This is a genomic window from Cohnella sp. GCM10012308 (assembly GCF_042649185.1).
Classification (GTDB): domain Bacteria; phylum Bacillota; class Bacilli; order Paenibacillales; family Paenibacillaceae; genus Cohnella.
In genome coordinates this window covers 86,254-107,966 of record NZ_JBHRYU010000023.1, presented here as the reverse complement: position 1 = coordinate 107,966, position 21,713 = coordinate 86,254, and the positions used below count along the sequence as shown (strand labels likewise).

The window sequence follows — 21,713 nt, the reverse complement described above, 5'->3', positions numbered from 1 at the left end:
ATGAGAACGATACAAAGCCATTCCGGCTTGCTAAGATTACTCATGCAAGGCACAAGCAGAGGGCGTTCGGCAAGCGCTGGAAAGGAAGCGAGCGATGCAGGCAACCGCAACGGAATCCGCCGTCCAGACCCGTTCGAGCGGTCGGGCGAAGGGACGGTTCAACAAGTTCAAGCAATACCGGATGTTGTTTTTAATGCTCGTCCCCGGCTTTATCTTCTTGCTGGTATTTAATTACGCACCGATGTACGGGCTGGTGCTCGCCTTCAAGGACTTCCGCATTACCTCGGGCATTCTCGACAGTCCCTGGGTCGGCATGAAGCACTTTAACAAGGTGTTCGACGATCCGCATTTCTACGTCGTGCTCAAAAACACGATTTTGATCAGCGTCTATAAGCTGATTTTCGGTTTCCCGGCGCCGATCGCGTTCGCGCTGCTGCTTAACGAGATTAGACGTCCGCTTTTCCGCAAATGGGTGCAGACGGTGTCGTACTTGCCGCATTTTATTTCCTGGATCGTGCTTGCGGGCATCTTCACGACGCTCTTCTCTCTAGACGGACCCGTCAATGCCCTCGTCAAGGCGTTCGGTCATGCGCCGGTCGTATTCATGGCCGACGAGCGTTACTTCAGAAGCATCCTGGTCGGCACCTCGGTTTTTCAGAGCTTCGGCTGGAGCTCGATTATTTTTCTGGCGGCGATCGCGGGCGTCGATCCGCAGCTTCACGAGGCGGCGATCATGGACGGGGCCGGCCGGTTCAGGCGCATGATCCAGATTACGCTGCCGATGCTGGCGCCCGTCATCTCCATCATGCTCATTCTCTCGATGGGAACAATTCTGGATGCCGGCTTCGATCAGATCTTTAATATGTACAACTCGCAGGTGTACGGCGTTGCCGACGTCATCGACACCTACGTGTACAGGCTGGGGCTCATTAATGCCGATTACAGCTATTCCACGGCGGTCGGCATGTTCAAATCGGTAGTGGCGTTAATCCTGCTGCTAAGCGTCAATCGTCTGGTCAAAGCCGTCGGAGGCAACGATCACACGCTTTGGTAGACCAACGTACGAGAAGAGGTGAGAAGATGGTTTACCGTAAAACGCGGCTCGGCATGGCTGCGGATCTATGCCTGTATGCGTCGATGACGCTGCTCATGCTGCTCACGCTTTATCCGTTTTGGACGCAGCTGGTTACCTCGTTGGAGACGGGCGCTTCCGTCTATTCGACCCGCCTGATGTTCGTTCCGGAGCATGTCTCATTCGAGGCTTACCGCCTGGCCTTTCACTTTACGCCGCTGTGGACGGGTTATCTCAATACGATCGTCAGAACCGTGCTTGGCGTGCTGTGCATGCTTGTCGTGACTTCCTTGACCGCCTATCCCTTGTCCAAGAAGGATTTGCCCTTCAATCGCGCCTTGACCGGCTTTCTGCTGCTGACGATGCTGTTTACCGGCGGCCTGATCCCGAATTACTTGTTGATTCGCGAGCTGCATCTGCTGAATTCGGTGTGGGCGCTCGTGCTGCCCGGCACGCTCAGCGCTTTTAACGCGCTCGTCATGCGCAATTTCTTCCGTTCCATACCCGACAGCCTGGAGGAGTCGGCGCGCGTGGACGGCGCGGGTTATTTGCGAATCTACGTCTCGGTCATCCTGCCGCTGTCCGCGCCCGTGCTGGCGACGCTTGCTTTGTGGGTGGGCGTCGGTCACTGGAACGCGTGGTTCGACAGTCTGATTTATATCGCCGACGGGCACAAGCAGGTGCTTCAGGTCGTCCTCCGCAAGATTCTCATCGAAAACGATACGGCGGACATGAACGCGATGATCCAGAAGATGAACACGCACAGCGAATATACGGATAGGCAGCTGCAGGCGGCGGTCGTCATGCTGTCGATCATACCGATGCTGGTCGTCTACCCGTTCGTGCAGAAGTATTTCGTCCAAGGAGTCATGGTAGGCGCTATAAAAGGCTGAGCCTTTTATATACAGATTCGAAAAACGACACTCGAGGGAGCGGTTCAGATGGATAAACAGAAGAAAAGAATCTCGATGCTGCTGGGAACGGCGCTGTTGGCGACGACGGTGACGGCATGCGGCAACGACAATGACGGCAATGCCGCGGCATCGTCCGGCGCGTCTGCGGCCTCAGCTTCGGCGTCGGCATCCGGCGAAAAAATGAAGCTGATGGTATGGAACTTCGACGCGGACAAGACGAATCTCGACGGATATGCGATGAACGCGATTCGCGACAAGTTCGGCGTCGATATCGGCTTTTACAACTCGACGAACGACGCGGCGGCTATCAAGGAGAAGCTGCTGCTGCAGATCGCCTCGGGCGACATTCCGGACTGGTGGAAGGAAGTGCCGTTCGCCGACGCCGACAAGTTCGCCGATCAAGGGGCGGCGGCGGAGATTCCGATCGATATGCTGCAGCAGAACGCGCCGAAATATATGGCCTGGCTGGAGAAAAATCTCGGCGCCGATCCGATGCGGTTCGTCCGGCACGAGGACGGCAAGATCTATAATCTGCCGGTGCTGTGGACGCTCGCTTCCTCCTCCGAGATCATCGGCTATCGGCAAGATTGGCTGAAGAAGGTCGGCATCGCGAAGACGCCGGACACCGTCGAGGAGATGGAAGGGGCGCTCACCAAGTTCCGCAACGACGATCCGGACGGCAACGGGAAGAAGGACACCTACGGCATGACGGCCAGCGCCACGACGATCCAGACCATTTTCTCGTCCGTCTTCGGCGCGTACGGCGTATATCCGGGCGCTACCGTCGATGCGGACGGCAAGGCCGTGCGCGGAGAGATCGAACCGGGCGCCAAGGAAGCGCTGACGACGTTGAACAAATGGTTCAAGGCCGACTTGATCGATCCGGAATTTTTCGTCAACAAAGACTCCAACGTGGACGATAAGGTCATTTCCAGCAAAGTCGGCGCCGTGCAGAGGTCGTGGTGGGAGTTCATCCAGCCGGAAGCCTTTTACGAAGGGAAGTATTACGCCCAATTGCGTAAAAACGTACCGGACGCGGATTGGGCGCTGTCCAGCGGTCCGAAGGGGCCGAGCGGCAGCTTCGGCATCACGCAGGGCAATCCGATGCTCGGAACGGGCATTCAGTTCGGCAAGCAGCTCGAGAAGGATCCCGCGAAGATGGCGGCCTATCTGAAAATGTTCGACGCGACCTCCTTCGATCTCGACCTGTATACGAAAATCCACTACGGAGAAAAAGGCAAGACGTTCGAAATCAAGAGCGACGGCACCTACGCCTACATCCCGCCTTACGACACGGATGAGGAGCGCACGAAGTTCGGCATCGGCAACTATTATCACGCGCCGGCCAGCTTCAACGATTACGACTTCCAGGCGCCGTTCATGACGCGGGGCGACCTGATGCCTGTCAAGGAAGCGGCGGCGAGCAAAGGGATCGGCAAATACGACTTCATGACGCCGCTGGCCAAGCCGGCTTACGACGAATTCCAGGACGCGCTGACGCAGCTTACGATCAAGAGCTTCATCGACTTCATCACCGGCCGCAGGCCGATTAGCGAATTCGACAAGTACGTAGCGGACTGGAAAAAGGCCGGAGGCGACAAGGTGTTGGCCGAAGCGCAGGCGACTTTGGACCAGCTCAATAAGAAATGAGAGGAGCGGATGCCCGTGCCGTCCAATCGTGAGAACGTTAACGCAGCGCGCGTCGAAATAACGGGCTTGCCCCGCAAGAAGGGCGCGCTGCAAGCCAGGATCATTTTGCCGGAGCGGGAATCCGCCCGGTACGAGGGGCACGAGGGGCCATCCTACCGTTGGCTCACTTCGGATGCCAAGGACGGGATTTATGCGCCAATCGCCGGTGCGTACTACGATGTTCTGCCGCTCTCCGCGGCCTCCGTCGGCCGCTATGTCAGGTGCGAGACGGTGCTCGCCAACGGAGATGAGCGTCTCGTCTTGACCAGCGACACGATCGGACCCATTGCCGATGCGGAAGGAAATCCGAATACGGATTGGCTGTATGACGCCCGATATGGCATCTCGCACCATTTACTGGCGGAGTTCATGAACCGGGTGGCGCCGAACGACGGCGAGAAATGGCAGGACGGGGAGCGCTGGGACGAGGTGATCGCCGGCTTCGACGTCGATCGTTATGTGGAGCAGGTCGTAGAGAGCGGAGCCGGCTTCGTTATTCTGACTCTCGGCCAGAACAGCGGCTACTTGCTCTCGCCCAACGCGACCTACGATCGCATCGCCGTCCTGCAGCCGGGCGAACGCGCCTCGACGAGAGATCTGCCGCTTGAGATTGCCGGCGCCCTGGCGCCTCACGGCATTAAGCTGATCCTGTACGTGCCGGCCAACCCGCCGAGCAAGGCGCATCTGGAAGGAGAAGATCACGCGATCAACCGGGCATTCGATTATCCGGTGGAGATCGCGCCATCGCAGGAGACGCAGGCCAAGTGGCAGGCGGTCATCCGCGAATGGTCGGACCGGTACGGGGAAAAGCTGGCGGGCTGGTGGTTCGACGGCATGTGGTTCCAGGAGGCTTACGACGACCTGACGCAGCCATACAACTGGTACAGTCTGGCCGGCGCCGCAAAGTCGGGCAACCCGTCGCGCATCGTGGCCTTTAACGGCGGCATCTTCCGAGACCGGCTCGTCAATTCGCCGCTCGAGGACTATACGGCGGGAGAGACCAACGAGATCGGTCCTTTGCCCCCGAACGGGCGATGGGCGGATGAACGGGAAGGCGTGCAGTGGTTCCATTGGACGTTCCTGGGGCGATTCGTCACGGATCTGGCGGGCTGGGGCAATACGGGGCTGAACTGGCCGACCGGCGAGTTGACGGATTGGGTCAAGTCCGCCATCGAGCTGCAAGGCGTCATCGCGTTGGACGTTCACGTCAACCGGTTCGGCCGTCTCGATCCGCGGCAACTGGAGCAACTGCAAGCCATTAAGCAAGCCATCCGCCAAGGGAGGGTTCAAGCATGACGATGCGTCAAAGACCATTTAAACGTTCTAATCGTACGTATGCGTTGGTTCTGGCTTTACTGGTTGTTCTGGCAGTCATTCCGTCTCATCGCGCGCAGGCCCAGACGTACAATGCCAACACGGATTGGTTCATGCAGGGGAAATTCGGGCTGTTCGTTCAGTGGCTGTACGGCGGCGGCGATATTACGGGCGACTGGAACACGCTGGTCGACAACTTCGACGTCGATTATTTTGCGAAGCAAGTGAGCGAGACCGGTGCGAAGTACGTCATTTTTACGCTCGGTCAGAACAGCGGTTACTTCGCTTCGCCGAATGCGACGTACGACAGCCTCGTCGGGCGCACCGCTTCTACGTCGAAGATGTCGACGCGGGATTTGCCGGAGGATCTGTACGACGCGCTGAATCCTTACGGCATCAAGCTCATGCTGTACCTGCCCGCCCGCTCGCCTTCGGACGATCCGGACGCGGTTGCGGCGCTCGGCGATCCGACGCCGATCTACGACCATCTGGCGCCGCAAGCCTTCCAGGCCAAATGGGAGAGCGTGATTCAGGAATGGTCGGACCGTTACGGTTCGAAAGTCGCAGGCTGGTGGTTCGACGGGACCTACAATAACGGCGCCATGTACGGCAAGCCGGATATTTCGCAGGCGTATACGGATTACACGGCCGCGCACAATTTTCAGACCTTCGCCGCGGCCGCCAAGCACGGCAATGCCGACGCGATCGTTTCCTTCGATCCGGGTCTGTCGGTAGAAGCGCCGATGACCACACACGCGGATTATATTACGGGCGAGCAAAACCTGCTCCAATACGTGCCTTCCCAATACAACGCGGCGCCTTATTCCAGGTGGATCGGCGGGGTCCAGTGGAGCGAGACGGCCTATCAGGGCTACGATTGGGCGCGGAACGGCTTCAAGTACTCGACGCTGGATTTGACCAACTATTTTTCGACGGTGACCAATCAGAGCGGCGTCATCTCCATCGGACCGAACGTCAGCAAGGAAGGTCATATCAATTCTCCGCAATATGCGCAGCTGGTCAACATGCATAACGCGATCGCGGGCGTAGGGCCGGGCGTAACCGTGGTGGAAGACAACGACGCGGGCATTGCCTATTCGGGAACCTGGCTGACCAGCGTTCCGTCGGGAACGGGGTATTCGGGGAACAACGGGCACTTTACGACGACTACGGGCAGCTACTCGGAATATACGTTTAACGGCACCAACGTGGTCTGGTCCGGCGTCAAAGGTCCCGATCACGGCACGGCGGACGTCTATATCGACGGCGCGCTGGACAATTCGGTCGATTTGTACGCGGTCCATCGCTTCGTCAACACGGAGATTTACTCCAAGGTCGGCCTGACGAACGGTCCACATACGATCAAGATCGTTGCCAGGAGCGACAAAAACAGCGCGTCGACGGGCAACTACGTGGAGGTGGACCGCTTCAACGTCACGACGGGGACGCCGACGGTCATCGACGACACGGCCAGCGGGTTTACCTACGCCGGCACGTGGCTGACCAGCGTACCTTCGGGAACCGGTTATTGGAACAATACGGGACACTTCTCGACGGCTGGCGGAAGCTACGCGCAATATACGTTTAACGGCGCAAGCGTCGAATGGTACGGCGTCATCGGTCCGGACCACGGCAAAGCCGACGTGTATATCGACGGCACGCTCGATCAGACCGTCGATCTCTATAATGCCAATCGTTATATCGATAATCAAATTTATGTGAAGCGCGGACTCTCGAACGGGGCGCATACGATCCAGATCGTCGCGCGCAGCGACAAGAACGCGGCTTCGACCGGCTATTACGTGGAGATCGACCGGCTGAACAGCTCGAAGGGCACGCCGATCGTCACCTGGGACGACAGCAGCTCGCAGCTGGCTTATTCCGGTACGTGGGGCACAGGAATCTCGACCGGCACCGGTTATTATCGCGATACAGGCCATCATACGACCTCGACCGGCGCGTATATGCAAGCCAGCTTCACGGGAACGAGCGTCGAATGGCGTGGCAAGACGGACGCCGACCACGGGATGGCCGACGTGTATATCGACGGCGTGCTGGACCAGACGGTCGATCTGTACAGCGAGGAACGCTTCACCGACGTCGCCGTCTATCGCAAGCAAGGCCTGACGACCGGCACGCACACGATCAAAGTGGTGGCCAAGAACAGCAAAAACGTAAGATCGACGAACTATTACGTAGAAGTGGACGCCTTGTCGTTCCAGTAGACCTAAGCCAGTCATTGCAGCCCTTGGCCGTTCCGATCGGAACGACCGGGGGCTGTTTTGCTGCGTGGTTGCTTTAAAAAGGCGTGCGGGCGGGGGAGGGACGCGGTGGCGATGCAGGGACAGGTGGCGGTGTAGGTGCAGGCGATAAAAGTGCAGGTGTGCAGGTTCGGGTACAGGTGACGGTTCGAGCGGCGGTGTGGCGGCAGTCTGGCGGCAATACCTGCAATCGTACATCTATTTTCGCCCAAACTCCCCGATATGAAGCAGATACCTGCAAAAATGCAGTTATTTCCGCTCGTTTGGCGCCAAACGAGCTCAGCCAGAGAAGATAACTGCACATTCGCAGGTATTTTCTCAGCCTCCGTTTTTTACCCATGATTAACTGCATATTTGCATCTATCTTGCGCGGCCCGCTATCGCAACCCTCGCAAGAACGGCTTATCGCGACTATTCTCCCCTACCCTTCCCGAAGCCGCCCGCCCCAACGCTACCCGCTCCGAAGCCGCCCGCCCCGCTCTCCGCCGCCTCGCGAAGCTCCTGCACGTCCTGCATCGGCGGCCGTCCGTACAAGCGGGCGTACTCCCGGCTGAATTGAGACGGGCTCTCGTAGCCTACGCGAAAAGCCGCCTCGGACGCCGGTGCGGCTTCCGACAGCATCAGGCGCTTCGCTTCCTGCAGACGCACCGTCTTCTGATATTGCAGCGGGCTCATGGCTGTGACGCGCTTGAAGTGCTTGTGGAACGCCGACACGCTCATGTTGACGGCGTCCGCCAGCTCTTCGACGCGAATCGGTCGCTCGTATTGCCGGTTGATCAATCGGACAGACTGGGCGATGAGATGCGATTGGCTGCCGACCGTCGCGAACGAGCGAAGGAGCGGTCCTTGTTCGCCTTGGAGCAGGCGGTACACCATCTCGCGAATGACGAGGGGAACCAGCACCGGTACATCCTCGGGCGCATCCAGCAGTTCGACCAGCCGGCAGGCGGCTTCGAGCAAGGCGGGAGACATGCGGCTCACGGTAATGCCGCGGCTAGCTTCCGGGGAGATGAGCTCAGGACGTTGGATCTCGCCGGCAATGTCCAGGATGACATCGGCGTCGAAGCACAGCTTCAGGCTAAGATAGGGCACCTCGGGCGATGCCTCGACGATTTTGCCGAAGATCGGCAGCTCGACGGAAGTCACCAGGTACGTCATCGGGTCGTAGGTATAGGTACCGTCCGCCACGGCAGCCGTTTTGGCGCCCTGCGCCACGATGCAGATCGAGGGCTTGTAGACGGACTCCAGCGGTTCGGACGTTCGCACGGCATGCAGCAGCGTCAAATCCGGTATGGCCGTTCGATGCGTGCCGCTTCTCGGAGCATGGCGCTGAATCGCATTCGCCAATCGCTGCCGGGCCTGCTCTATGCGCGAAGGTTCATTCATCGGTCGACGTCTCCTTCCCGCGCGCTTCGCGTTTTTTTTTTATCATACCCGGTCCGAAGAGAAATAGGCAAGGATCGAATACGTCTGTTCTACCCTGCGAGAGCCAAGCTTTCCTATAATGAGGATACGAGGTCGGACGCAGTCAGCGGGGCGGCCGTTTAAACCAAAAGGAGAGATTCGATATGGAATTGCAGGGAAAAGTCGCGATCGTCACAGGGGCTTCGAGAGGAATCGGGCGGCAGATCGCCATTCAACTGGCAGGCTCCGGCGCGAAGGTGATCGTCAATTATGCTTCGAATCCGGGCAAGGCGGACGAAGTCGTAAAGACGATCAAGCAAGCCGGCGGAGAAGCGTTCGCCATCGGCGCCGACGTTAGCAAAGTATGCGACGTCGAAGCGCTTTTCGAACGGACGCTTGAACAATACGGCCGCGTCGACATCGTCGTCAACAATGCCGGCATCATGGATAATGCGGCGATCGCGGACGTGACGGAGGCGGCGTTCGACCGTCAATTCGCCATCAACGTAAAAGGGACGTTTTTTGCTTGCCAGCAAGCGATGAAGCATATGTCGCCGGGCGGATCGGTCATCAACTTCTCGACCTCCGTAGCGGGCGCGATGCTGCCGACATACAGCGTCTACGCCGCGACCAAGGGCGCCGTCGAACAGTTGACGCGTCAATTGGCCAAGGAATTCGGTCCCAAGGACATTACGATCAACTGCATCGCGCCGGGACAGGTGTCGACCGAGCTGTTCCTGACTGGCAAATCCGACGAGCTGGTCGAATCGTTTCGGCGGATGAACGCGTTCGGACGTTTGGGAGAGCCCGAAGACATCGCGAACGCGGTGGAGCTGCTCGCCGGGGGCAAAGGCCGCTGGATCACCGGGCAAACCCTTCGCGTGAACGGCGGTTTTAATTGATTGGCTAGTATAGTATAAAACCCGTTTACCCGCAGGCAAGCGTGAAGTATGCTTACAGCATAATCGCGTATTTTGTCGAACGAAGAGGCGGGATCGGATGCAGGGAAGATGGATGCCCGGAAGCTGGATGGGGAAGCTGGCCCCGTTGTTGATCTTGTTGATGCTGGCAGCCGCTGCGGCATCGCTGCCGCAGCGGTCGTTCGCGGCGGGCGACGCTCGATCGCAGATGCAATTACAGCCGCAATCGCAGCCGCAATCACAAACGCAATCGCAGCCGCATGCGGCAGGCGGCGCCCTGCAAATCGGCGACGATGCCGACGCCGGCGAGCAGAAGATCGCGCTTGACGGCGAGTGGGAATTTTACTGGAACAAGCTCCTCGAACCGCAGGATCTGCAATTAAACGATATGCAGCGTTCCTACCGTACGGTTCCTTCCTCGTGGGACGCGCACGGATATGGTACTTACCGGCTTCTTCTGCGCGTTCCCGCTTCCGATGTCGGCCAGGGCAAGGCGCTCTTCATCCGTTCCGTCGGAAGCGCCTACCGGCTGTGGATCGACGGCGCGGAGATGGAAGGACTGGGCAAGGTGGGCACCGCGCTGGGCGAAGAGCGACCGCAGGCGCATATCAACATGGTGTTTTTTCAGCCTCGCGACCGCACGGTGGAGATCGTCATGCAGGTGTCCAACTACTCGTTCCGCGAAGGCGGGATCAACCGGGACATCGTCTACGGGGATACGGCCGCGCTCATTCCGTTCGTCCTTAAGGAGCTGCTGACGGACATTTTCGTCATCGGCGGCTTTCTGATGATCGGCATTTATCATCTGATCATCTTCGTCATGCGCAGGCGGGAACAAGCGACGCTGTGGGTCGGCCTGCTGGCGCTGGCGGTGTCGCTGCGGACGTTGTTCATCAACGGCTACGTATCCACGCAGCTGCTCGGCATCGAGAGCTGGGAGCTGCTCGTCAAGCTCGAATATATGAGCGAGATCGGCGGCCTCGTCGCCTGCATCTTCCTGATGAAGCGGCTGTACCCGCAGGAGACCGGCCGGATGATGGTGAGAATCTCGCTCGCCATCGCATGCGCCCTGCTGCTGTTCGTTGCGCTGACGCCCGCCCGCGTCTATACAGAGACGATGCTGATTCAGACCGTCGTCAAGGCGGCCGTGCTGCTTTATTTCCTGTTTTATGTCGGCGTACGGGCCTATTTGCGAAAAAGAGAAGGCGCGCTCATCCATCTCATTGCGTTGGGCGTCATCGTAGCGGCATCGCTGAACGATATGCTGTATTATCTGAGGCTGGCCGATACGCCGGAGCTGCTTGGATACAGCGTCGTTCCTTTTATTATGGCGCAGGCGATTATCGTATCGTACCGCTACACGCAGCTGTCGACGCGCAACCATATGCTGCTGGCGGAGACGAACCGGCTTAATGCGGAGCTGGAGCACAAGGTGACGCTGCGCACGCGCAGTCTCCGCGAAGCGAACGATACCCGGACCAAAATGCTGCTCAATATCGCGCACGATCTGGGTACGCCGCTGGTCGGCATTCAGACTTATTTGCAATTGATGCTGCGCGGAAAGGCCGGTACGAACAGGGAGGACCTGACGCGGCAGCTGCTCGAGCATACCGGGTATATGAAGCGTCTGGTCGATGATCTATTCGAGCTGTCCAAGCTGGAGTCGGGCGGACAGGCATTTCAATTCCAGACGGTCGTCATGGGTCCATGGCTTGAAGCGACCTACCGCAAGTTCGAACCGGATCTGAGGCACGCGGGGATCACGCTGGGCAGGGGCGCGTGGCGTCTGGAGACGGAGGACGGCATGGAAGCGACCGCTACGATCGATCCGGTCCGCATCGCGCAGGCGCTGCAAAATTACATCGACAACGCGGTCAAGTTCAGCAGAGGCGTTAATGAGGCGATCGAGCTTGAAGCATACGTTCGTCCGGATCCGGCGCATCCGCGAGGCGCGCTTGTCATCGCCGTTCGCGATCACGGCACGGGCATCCCGGAGGAGATGCGGCCGCATGTCTTCCGCCGGTTTTTCACGCAGCGGGAAAACAATGAGGGCGGCAGCGGTCTGGGGCTGGCGATCGTAAAGGAAATCGTCGAGCGGCATGGAGGCGCGGTCGGCGTGGAGAGCGAGGAGGGGGCGGGAAGCACGTTTAGCATGGCGCTGCCGCTTGCGTTCGGCGCCGAGGCTGCAAGTCCGCTTCAGATGCCGGAATCGAAGCCGTGAATATATTCGTTCAGCAGCCGGGCGGCATCGTACCGGCTGCTCGCGTTTAATTTATCGTATATGACGGTCAGCTTGTTCTTCACCGTGCCTTCGGTGAGGGAGAGTCTGGCCGCGATTTCTTTGTTGGGCAGCTTGAGCATCAGGAGCGAGATCATCTGCCGTTCCTTGTGCGTGAACAGCGTATCTTGCGCCATGAACCGGTCCATCATCTGCTGCTGCCGCGCGGTCTGCGAGTTGTTTACGGCGTAGCGGGCGACCTTGGCCGCGACCTCAGCAGGCAGGACGAACGCATCGCCGGCGGCATCGCGGATCGTCCGGATCAGCTTGTCGATATCCAGACTTTTGAGCAAGTACCCGTTCGCCCCGCTCGCCAGGCCTTCGAATATATATTCCTCTTCGTTAAACGTCGTCAAAATGACGATCTTCACCCGATCGTCTTGCTTGCGAATCTCCTTGATGCAAGAGATCCCGTCCATCTGGGGCATCTGCACGTCCATGAGAATAATGTCGGGCCGGAGCCGTTCCCAGCATTCCAGCGCATCCAGGCCGTTCGCGGCCGTGCCGACGACGTTCAGATCCTGCTCGCTGTCGATGGCCAGCTGCAGGCCTCCCCGCATCAACGCATTGTCCTCCACGATAAGCACGTTCCATGTTTTTGTCGGCACGATGTAGTCCTTTCCGCTGCATGGGTTGTACTGGGCGAGGTGACTAAAGGTCACTTTTATTGTGTCTTTCCGTTACTAGGCGTAATGTGCCGTCTCCATTATACTTCATTTCGTTATGGGGAAATTGTATGAATTTGTCGACGGCGGCGTCCGGACGGAGTTGTGCAGAAGAGCCATACCATGACACGGGGAGGAATCCGCTTGACTATCAGAAAGAAGAAAACTTGGAGTGTCGGCGCAGGCGCGCTGGCCCTGATGTTGTTGGTGGTGTCCGTATTCAGCCATTCGTCGGTCTCGGCAGCATCCTGGGCCTTCATCGACGGAAACGGCGAGAGTGGCATTAACGCGGACGTGAGTCAAAGCGCGCAAATTCCGGTGATGGTCGAATTCAACGGATCGCTCTATGCGTCGTGGGCGGAATCAAACGGGCAGACGACACAAATCCGGGTTAAAAAGTACGACGACGACACGAATAACTGGATCGATGCCAACAATGGCAATCCGCTTAACTATTCGTCAGACAAAGAAGCGAAAAATCCTTCGTTGGCCATATACAACGGCGAGTTGTATGTCGCATGGGAAGAAGTCGGACCGATGTGGCAGATACGCGTCAAAAAGCTCAGCGGTTCATCTTGGACGTCGGTCGACGGCAACGGTGCGAACGGTCTGAACTTCAATCCGAACATCAATGCCCGGGATGCCAAGCTTGTCGTATACAACAACGCTTTATACTTGCTTTGGGACGAGTCGACAGGAATCAAGACGCTCATATGGATGCGAAAATATAACAATGACGGAGCCACCTGGAGTCTGACGAGCGGGACGCCGCTGAATTATGATGAGAGTCACACTGCGCAATATCCCGAGGCGGCCATCTGGAACGGCAAGCTGTATGCCACCTGGCATGAGGCGGACGTCAATTATAAGTACCAGGTTCGCGTCAAAGCGTATGACGGCACGAGCTGGACCTCCGCAGACGGGGGTGGGACAAGCGGTCTTAACGTAAACGGTGGCATGTCCGGGATGCGACCCAGGCTGGCCGTGTACGGCGCCGGTTCGGAACCTTCCAATTTGTACGCGAGCTGGGTGGAGTCGATCGACAACGGCAGCGAGATTCGCGTGAAAAAGTTTGACGGCACGGCCTGGACTTCCGCGGACGGCGGAGACCCGGTCAAAGGAATTGCAACCCACAGGAAGTATGAAAGCGACTCATTTGCCAGATTCGCCGTGTACGACGGTAAGTTGTACGCGATTTGGGCGCAGAATTACTTCAGTATCAATACGATACGCGCAAAAAAGTATGACGGCACCAGTTGGACCTCCGCTGAGCCGGCGAGCGGGAATGGCTTGAACAAAGATGCGACGAAGAGTTCAAATTATGGCGATTTAGTCGTTCATTCTCACGGCGGCGACAGTGGCCTGTACGCGATATTCTTGGAGAGCAACGGTACTGCCAATCAAGTAAGAGTGGTGCGGATGGGGCCGGATAATGAAGCGCCAAAGGCGAGCGGCGTGAGCTTCTCCGGCACGCTAAAGGAAGGCGGCATACTGACAGGCACTTATAAGTACGAAGATTCGGAAAGCGATGCCGAAGGCGCAACGACGTTCAAGTGGTATTTGTCTGACAACGCCGCGGGTACGGGGAAGACGGTCATTCCGGAAGCAACGATGGAAACGCTGCAGCTGACAAGCGCCTATGCCGGCAAATACATTATCTTCGAAGTAACGCCGGTTGCTTCGGCCGGTACGCAGTCGGGTATCCCGGTTACGTATACGAGCTCCTCTCCGGTCGCGGCGAACGCGGCACCGACGGCTGAAGATGTTCGCATTGCCGGTGGCCTGAATCTGAATCAAACGTTAATTGGCAGCTATGGCTATGTAGACGCGGAGAAGGATGCAGAAGGCGCTACGGTCTTTAAATGGTACGCTTCCGACGACGCTGCCGGTACGAATAAGACGATCATATCCGGTGAGACAGGCACGACGCTCGTCCTCAAGGCCGCCCAGTTCAAAAAGTACATCACCTTCGAGGTGACGCCTGGCGCTGCAGCCGGCACAACGAGCGGCACGCCGACGGAGAGTGCCCCGCTTGGACCGGTAGGCGTAGTGAAGGGCGATGTCAACGGAGACGGATATGTTACGCCGGCCGATGCGCTTATCATTAACAAGTATTTGGCGGGCAAGATCTCGCTGACCGATGAGCAGAAGGTCATGCTCGATATGGACAACGACGGCGATGTCGATGCTGCCGATGCCGCGATTATACTTAATATTTACAACGGCAAGGGAGTGTGAGCGGCATGACTACCATACTGCGATTCATGAAAGGAAGCGTCAGGAGCGGTCAACGGCTGGCAGCCGCGCTGCTGGCGCTGTGCCTGACGCTCGGACTGCTGCCCGTATCGGCGAACGCCGGACAACCGTCCAAGCCGTTCGCCGCTGCGGCGTCGGATGTTACGGGTCGGGGCGGGGAGACGGTGGATGTGACCGTCTCCTTGGAGCCGGGTTACGCAGCGGACTATGACGATGCCTTCTGGGCGTACACGATGCGCTTACAGTACGATCCGCAAGTGCTGACGTTGCAGGGAGCCGTAAGCGACGAAGCGGACGCCGAGCACTTCGACGCGGATACTTCGGTGGCGGGCACCGTGTACGTGCAGGCGGACTCGTTCGGCAGCGGTATCGCCGGGTTCGTAATGGAGCAAGCGGATGTATTTACCTTGACCTTCACCGTGAACAAGGATGCGGCGCCGGGAGCGACCGACATCCTGCTGCAGGAGGGCTCCTATACGCTCGATACGGAAGCTGTCGAGATCGAGAGCTTGAGCGGCGCGCAGGTGACGATCGAGAACGACGCGCCTACGGCCGCGGACATCGGACTTGACGGTACGCCGGCGGTCGGACAGACGCTGACGGGCGGTTACAAGTATGCGGACCGGGAAGGAAACGCAGAGGGAACATCGGCGTATCAATGGTACGCAGCGTCCGATGCGGCAGGTACGGACAGGACCGTAATCCAGGAAGCGACGGACAAGTCGTTGGCGTTGACCGCAGCGCTGCAGAGCAAATATTTGTTCTTCGAGGTGACGCCTATTGCCGAGGGAGGCGCGACGACAGGAACAGCTGCGCTTAGCGTGGCAACGGGACCTGTCGAGGGGATTCGAGAGACCGCAGCTGTGACGATCGGTCAAGCGTCAGGCCTGCAGGGTGCGACTGTTGCGGTGCCCGTGAAGTTGACGGATGCTTCGGCGGGAATCGGCTCGTACGGCATGCGGCTTTCATTCGATTCGTCGGCTCTCGAAGTGACGGACATCGCCGGACCTGGCGGCGAACTGTTCGATAGCGGCTTCGATAACGAAGCAGGCTGGCTGTCGGCGAGCTGGGCGGATATCTCCGGCGGCGACGAGGCGCTCGAGATGGGAGACAAGCTGTTCACGGTAACATTCAAGATCAAGACGGATGCAGCGTATGGCAACTACGCGTTGAAGGTTGCCGACGAGGCGGATCTGCGGCAGTTCACGGTGACGGACGTCGCGGCTTACGAGACGGTGAAGACGCTGACGGCGGGCAGCGTAGAGGTTTACGCACCTTCCTCGGCTGCGCAGCCGGACAAGGAGATTATTACGGTCGACGTGAAGGATGCCGGCTCCGCGAGCGGCGGCGCGGTCGCCAAGGCGCAGATCGAGCGCACGAAAAAAGCGGACGGCACGAAGAGCGATAAGGTCGTGCTGACGGCAGATCAGGCGAAGCAGACGGTGGCGAGCATCATCGCCGCGGGTTCGAAGATGGCGAACATCATCATTACGGATACGAAGGACGAAGTGTCCGAGGTGAACGTGACCGTGCCGAAGGATGCGGGCCAGCTGATCCGGGACGCTAAAATCGGACTCGGCATCGTGACGGACAACGTGAAGGTACAGATCCCGGCAGCGTCGCTGCAGGACTTCACGGACGAGCTGTACTTCCGGTTCGTGCCGATCAAGAGCGAGGCCGGCAAGCAAGAAGCCAAGGCGCGCGCTGAAAAGGATGCGGCCGTGAAGGCGGCGGCAGGCGAGCTTGGCGTCACGGTCGTCGGCCGTCCGATGACGATTGAAACGAACCTGCAGGGCCGCGAGGTCACGCTGGTCATGCCGCTGAAGGGTGTAACGCTGAGCCAGGCGGAGCTTGCGGGCTTGGGGATCTTCATCGAGCACAGCGACGGAACGAAGGAACTGCTGCACGGCAAGCTCGTTACCTACGATAGCGGCGTGCAGGGCGTTGAATTCAAAGTGAACAAGTTCAGCACGTTCACGCTCGTGAAGACGGATGGCGCGGCACACGAAGCGTATGTGAAGGGCTATGCCGACGGCACGTTCCGTCCGGAGCGGACGATTACGCGCGCCGAGATCGCGTCGATCCTGGCGCGGACCGTGACGCTGCCTGCTACGACGGCCGACATCGCATACGGCGACGTGCCGAGCGGCTACTGGGCCAAGAACGTGATTTCGTCGGTAACGACGATGGGGCTGATGAAGGGCTACGCGGACGGCACGTTCGGCGCGGAAAAGCCGATCACGCGCGCCGAACTGGCGAGCCTGGCGGCAAAGTTGATGGATGGCACGACTGCCGTCAGCGATGCCGGAAAGGGCTTCACGGACACCGCAGGCACGTGGGCGGAAGCGGCGATCAAGCAAGTGCAAAGCGCCGGCATCATCAAGGGTTATGAGGACGGCAGCTTCCTTCCGAATAAGCCCGTGACGCGCGCTGAAGCCGTGGCGATCGTGAATAAGCTGCTCGGCCGCGACGCTTCATCCGCGCAGGCAGCCGGCGCGACATGGCGCGATGTTCCCGGCACGCACTGGGCATATCGCGACATCCTCGAAGCGTCGGTAACGCATCGGTACACGATGAACGCCGAGGGCCGCGAGCAGTGGAGCGCAAACGATTAAAGCAAGGAACGGAAATCCTCGTCCCGAGGGTTTCCTTTTTTTTTTGTGCGCAGGTCACAATCGCAGGAGAGCCGGACACATTTAGCCCTTAAACGGGCGCTCGGATTGCTCTGCAAAATAGCACAGCACGACCTCGCGAAAATCCAGCGCGGCCTGCGACAGATAGCGGCTCTTGTGCCACAGCAAAGCGATTTCCCGCGTCAATCCGGCATCCTCAAGATGAAGATACCTGACATTTTCCTGCGGGTACTTTGCCGTGCCGGGCATAAAGGCCACGCCGATCTCGGCCTCGACAAGGGCGCTCAGCCTTGCGGGTTCGTTGCCCTCGTACACGTAACGGGGGACGAAGCCTGCGGCATCGCAGACGACATCCAGCAAATCGCGCGTGCCGTAGCCCTTTTTTACGCCGACAAACCATTCGTCCTTAAGCTCCTCCAGCGATACGCTGCCGCGATCGGCCAACCGGTGCCCCTTAGGAACCGCCAGCACGAAAGGGTCGACGAACACGACCTGGCAGTGAATGTCTTCCTCCTCGACGGGGGGCGAAGTGATGCAGAAGTCGACCTCGCCGCGGCGAAGCAGCGCGATCATCTCCGTCAGATTCGCCATTTGCGCATGGAAATGGACGGAAGGACGCCTTTTCCGAAATGCCTTCAAAATGCCGGGCAGCGTGCTCGCGGTCGTCATCGCCAGCTTGAGCGTGCCTTCCTTCAGATCGGCCAGATCGCCGAGCTCCTGCTTCCCTTGCTCCAGTTCGAACAAAGCCCGTTCCGCGCGGCGCAGAAACCGGCTGCCGAACGCGTTCAACCGCAGCTGCCTGCCCGTCCGGTCGAACAACGGCACGCCGAGGCTCTCCTCCAGGCGCTGGATCGTTTTGCTGAGCGACGACTGCGTCACGTGCAGGCTCCGCGCGGCTTCGGTCATATGCTCCAGGCGGGCGACCGCGATAAAATATTGCAGCTGAAGAAGCTCCATGACGACACCTCCAATCATTCCTCGTAGTCAATGATATCATAACTTAAAATGCGTTGGAGTAAATGAATGGCGTTAAGTAAGATGGCTGTAGAGGTATTTGGAGGGGGGAGCCAGATGGATGTACGCAGCAAAAAGCTGTTGATCGCGGTCGGGTTGGGCGTTTTATTAAATCCGTTAAATTCTTCGATGATCGCCGTCGCGATCCCGCGGGTGCAGCAAGTTTACAAGCTCGATTATACGGAGGTCTCCTGGATCATCTTTTCTTTTTATTTGGCGAGCGCGGTTGCCCAGCCCGTTATGGGCAAGGCCAGCGATTTATTCGGCCGCAGGAAAATCTTCCTCGCGGGTCTTGCCGTATCCTTTGTCGCCTCGATGCTGGCCCCTCTGTCGCCCAGCTTCGGATGGCTGATCGCGGCGCGTGTCGTGCAGTCCGTCGGAACGAGCATGCTGGTCGCGGTCGGCATGGCGATCGTAAGAATGCACGTGACGGAAAAGCAGGCGACGGCCCTGTCCGTGCTGTCGGTATTTTTGTCGGGAGCGGCGGCGATCGGTCCTTTTGCGGGGGGCGTTATGCTGGCGCGGTGGGACTGGCATGCGATCTTTATCGTCAATATTCCGTTCGTGGCGGCGAGCTTCCTGCTGGCGAGGCGCGCGATTCCCGCGGACGGTCCGACAGGAGAGTCCGGCAAGCTGACTTTTCGAAAATGGTCGGAGAAAATCGACGCGATCGGGATTTTGCTTTTTACGGCGGGACTGCTAGGTCTGCTCGTAGGATTGCTGTCTATCAAGTCGTCCGGGCATGCCTCGTATGGGAACGTTGCCGTCGGATTGATCGGCCTAATGTCGCTGACCGCATTCGCGAGGCACGAGCTGACGACGGCGGCACCGTTTATTCCGCTGCGCGCCTTTGCCAAATACCCGGCCATGACTTGGGTCAATGTGCAATACCTGCTCGTCAACCTGCTCTTTTATGCGCTCTTCTTCGGCGTTCCCTCTTATCTGCAGACGGTTCGCCATATCGGCGAGTTCCACGCGGGGCTTCTGATGCTGACCCTGGGACTGTGCTCGCTCGTCGCTTCTCCGTTCGCGGGCAAATGGATCGACAAATCGGGACCGCGGCCCGCGCTGATCGCGGCCGCCATGCTGATGATGCTCGGCTCCTTATGGCTTGTTACGCTGGGCGAGTCCTCGCCTGCGATCGGCGCGAGCCTGGCATTGGCGGCCTTCGGGATCGGCAACGGACTGAACGCGGTCGGCATGCAGGCCGCCCTGTTTAAAAGCGCGCCCAAAGAACTAACCGGCGTAGCCTCGGGCCTCTTTAATACATCGAGATATCTCGGGACGATTCTATCTTCGCTGCTGACAGGCATGATCATGGGCGGGACGTTCAGCGTTGTCGGCTTCCGGCAGCTCGGCGTCTTCCTCGCGGCGATCGCGCTGGTCCTGGTCTTGATGAACTTGCGGCGCAGCGCGTCCGTGCCGGCGGCGGGGGGCGTCCGAGAGTAAGAGAATCAGAACGCAGGCCAGCTAGCGCGATGTCCCAACGAAACGGCGAATCGAACTCCGGCATTCAACCGGGGAACGGTCGCCGTTTTCTAGCTTTCTTCTCTATTAAATAAATGTCGAATATTTTACATTTATTTTTAGTTTCGACATCCTGCTGACATCTGGATCAGTTAAAATGGTAGATATGAACCATATTTGTGTCGGAGCGTGTCAACATTGAGAGGGGCAAACGTGTGTACCATCATTTGATGCACAAAAGAAATCGTATATTTGTCAGCTGCTTGCTTGTGCTGGCCATGCTGGCGAATCTCGTTCCGGCGAATCGCGCCGCAGCCGAGAGCGGACAAGCAGCGATCCAGAACCTATTAAGCACTTTGAATTCATTTAACGATACGAAGGGTCACTGGGCGGAACAGGAAATTACGGACCTCTCGAACCAGGGAATCGTCAGCGGTTTCCAGGACGGCACGTTCCGGCCCAATAGTCTCGTCACGAGAGCCGAGTTCGTGACATTAGTGAACAAGCTATTTCGTTTTAGCGTTCCGGGCGCGGCCGTTTTTTCGGACGTTCAACCGGAGAATTGGTTCGCTGCGCAAGTCAGCATCGCATCGCAAGCGGGCTATGTTCAAGGGGATTCGCTGGGAGCGTTTCGGCCGAACCAGCCATTGAACCGTGCCGAGGCAGCCGTCATTCTGTCGCGGCTCGTCCCTTTCTTGACGAGAACCGGCACGGACCCGTTAAGCGCGTTCGGCGACCGCTCTGCGGTTCCCGCTTATAGCGCGGACGCCTTCAGGGGCGCAATCGACGCCGGTTACATGAAAGGCTTCGAAAATGCGACGATTCGGCCGGGCCAGGCTCTGACCCGCGCTGAGGCGGCAGCGCTGCTGGATCGGATCCTCAAGCAAGGAAGCGCGGACGCTGGGCAGACGTCGGCGTTCAAGGCCGCTCCGAAGGCGCTGTCGGAAGCGGGGACTTACGGCCCGGCGAGCGGCGAGACGATCGTCGCCGGAGACGTGTCGATTCAGGCGCCGGGCATTACGCTGCAAAACCTGACGATTCGCGGCAATCTCACGATCGCCGAGTCCGTTGGCGAAGGCGACGTCTATTTGCAGAACGTCATAGTCGCCGGCAGTATGATCGTCAAAGGCGGCGGACCGAACAGTATCCACATCGATGATTCCAGCCTGACGTCGATCGTCGTCGAAAAGGTAGGCGGACGCGTGCGCGTCGTCGTCGGCGGTACGACGGTCGTCGAGCAGATGGACATCCGTTCGGATGCGACAGTAGAGTCCGAGAGCAGTGCCGGCATCGAAGGCATCACGATCTCCCAGGCGGGAGAAGTGACCTTGTCCGGCGACTTTAAAAATATTGAAGTGAAAGCGAACGTAAAATTGTCGGTATCCGCAGGCGCCATCGAGCATCTGACCGTAGACGCTGCGGTAACCGGCTCGACGATCACGCTTGACGGCAGCGTAAGCGTGACCGAGTTGAATCTGCAGGGCGGAGCTTCGGTCAAAGGCGAAGGCACGATTCAAAAAGCCATCGTGGCTTCCGCGAACGTTACGTTCGAGAAGCAGCCTGCCAACGTAGAGAAGTCGGGGAATGCGGCGGGGCAGACGGGCAACTCGGATGCGGGTCAGGGGACAAGCCCGACGACATCGCCGGCGGCAACCCCGACGCCTACGCCGAGCGCAACGCCAACGATATCGCCGACAACGTCGCCGACTACGTCACCAACAGCGTCGCCGACTACGTCACCAACAGCGTCGCCGACTACGTCACCAACAGCGTCGCCGACTACGTCACCAACAGCGTCGCCGACTACGTCACCAACAGCGTCGCCG

Annotated in this window: 14 protein-coding genes; 11 read left to right on the top strand and 3 right to left on the bottom strand. The window is 58.8% G+C overall.

What is annotated here, in order from left to right; genetic code table 11:
- The first annotated feature begins 94 nt into the window (after positions 1 to 94).
- Genes ACFOTD_RS22350 through ACFOTD_RS22330 form a run of 5 tightly spaced genes read left to right on the top strand, consistent with a single transcriptional unit; the run spans position 95 to position 7,214 of the window.
- Positions 95 to 1,054: an ABC transporter permease gene (locus tag ACFOTD_RS22350; RefSeq protein ID WP_378122152.1), complete on the top strand. Its 960-nt coding sequence runs from the start codon at positions 95 to 97 to the stop codon at positions 1,052 to 1,054.
- A gap of 26 nt (positions 1,055 to 1,080) precedes the next feature.
- Positions 1,081 to 1,965, top strand: a complete 885-nt coding sequence (locus ACFOTD_RS22345) for a carbohydrate ABC transporter permease (protein WP_378122151.1) — start codon at positions 1,081 to 1,083, stop codon at positions 1,963 to 1,965.
- A 48-nt stretch (positions 1,966 to 2,013) separates the two neighbouring features.
- Positions 2,014 to 3,636 (top strand): type 2 periplasmic-binding domain-containing protein, encoded by a 1,623-nt coding sequence (locus tag ACFOTD_RS22340; RefSeq protein ID WP_378122150.1) that lies wholly within the window; start codon positions 2,014 to 2,016, stop codon positions 3,634 to 3,636.
- Between the two features lie 15 nt (positions 3,637 to 3,651).
- Positions 3,652 to 4,971 (top strand): alpha-L-fucosidase, encoded by a 1,320-nt coding sequence (locus ACFOTD_RS22335; RefSeq protein ID WP_378122149.1) that lies wholly within the window; start codon positions 3,652 to 3,654, stop codon positions 4,969 to 4,971.
- Complete coding sequence (locus tag ACFOTD_RS22330) at positions 4,968 to 7,214, top strand: alpha-L-fucosidase (protein ID WP_378122148.1); 2,247 nt, start codon at positions 4,968 to 4,970, stop codon at positions 7,212 to 7,214. Before ACFOTD_RS22335 ends, ACFOTD_RS22330 begins: the two co-directional genes overlap by 4 nt.
- A gap of 447 nt (positions 7,215 to 7,661) precedes the next feature.
- Here ACFOTD_RS22330 and ACFOTD_RS22325 read toward each other — a convergent pair whose 3' ends face one another.
- On the bottom strand, positions 7,662 to 8,636 hold the full coding sequence (locus tag ACFOTD_RS22325; RefSeq protein WP_378122147.1) for an AraC family transcriptional regulator: 975 nt from the start codon (positions 8,634 to 8,636) through the stop codon (positions 7,662 to 7,664).
- Positions 8,637 to 8,818: 182 nt separating this feature from the next.
- Here ACFOTD_RS22325 and ACFOTD_RS22320 point away from each other — a divergent pair, with 182 nt between their 5' ends.
- On the top strand, positions 8,819 to 9,556 hold the full coding sequence (locus ACFOTD_RS22320; RefSeq protein ID WP_378122146.1) for an SDR family oxidoreductase: 738 nt from the start codon (positions 8,819 to 8,821) through the stop codon (positions 9,554 to 9,556).
- Between the two features lie 97 nt (positions 9,557 to 9,653).
- Positions 9,654 to 11,795: a sensor histidine kinase gene (locus tag ACFOTD_RS22315; protein WP_378122145.1), complete on the top strand. Its 2,142-nt coding sequence runs from the start codon at positions 9,654 to 9,656 to the stop codon at positions 11,793 to 11,795.
- Here the strand turns inward: ACFOTD_RS22315 and ACFOTD_RS22310 are convergent.
- The gene (locus tag ACFOTD_RS22310) at positions 11,771 to 12,460 is read right to left on the bottom strand and encodes a response regulator transcription factor (protein ID WP_378122144.1); all 690 of its coding nucleotides are present in this window, start codon (positions 12,458 to 12,460) and stop codon (positions 11,771 to 11,773) included. The genes ACFOTD_RS22315 and ACFOTD_RS22310 overlap by 25 nt on opposite strands.
- Before the next feature lie 201 nt (positions 12,461 to 12,661).
- On the opposite strand from ACFOTD_RS22310, the gene ACFOTD_RS22305 reads away from it, so the two are divergent.
- Entirely contained in the window at positions 12,662 to 14,755 is a 2,094-nt protein-coding gene (locus ACFOTD_RS22305) for a dockerin type I domain-containing protein (RefSeq protein ID WP_378122143.1), read from the top strand.
- A 5-nt stretch (positions 14,756 to 14,760) separates the two neighbouring features.
- Positions 14,761 to 17,388: an S-layer homology domain-containing protein gene (locus ACFOTD_RS22300; protein WP_378122142.1), complete on the top strand. Its 2,628-nt coding sequence runs from the start codon at positions 14,761 to 14,763 to the stop codon at positions 17,386 to 17,388.
- A gap of 81 nt (positions 17,389 to 17,469) precedes the next feature.
- Here ACFOTD_RS22300 and ACFOTD_RS22295 read toward each other — a convergent pair whose 3' ends face one another.
- Positions 17,470 to 18,363, bottom strand: a complete 894-nt coding sequence (locus tag ACFOTD_RS22295; RefSeq protein ID WP_378122141.1) for a LysR family transcriptional regulator — start codon at positions 18,361 to 18,363, stop codon at positions 17,470 to 17,472.
- 114 nt (positions 18,364 to 18,477) lie between these two features.
- Here ACFOTD_RS22295 and ACFOTD_RS22290 point away from each other — a divergent pair, with 114 nt between their 5' ends.
- Positions 18,478 to 19,869, top strand: coding sequence for an MFS transporter (locus ACFOTD_RS22290; protein ID WP_378122140.1), 1,392 nt, complete (start codon positions 18,478 to 18,480; stop codon positions 19,867 to 19,869).
- Between the two features lie 233 nt (positions 19,870 to 20,102).
- Positions 20,103 to 21,713: S-layer homology domain-containing protein (locus ACFOTD_RS22285; protein WP_378122139.1), on the top strand; the 1,611-nt coding region annotated here is incomplete at its 3' end.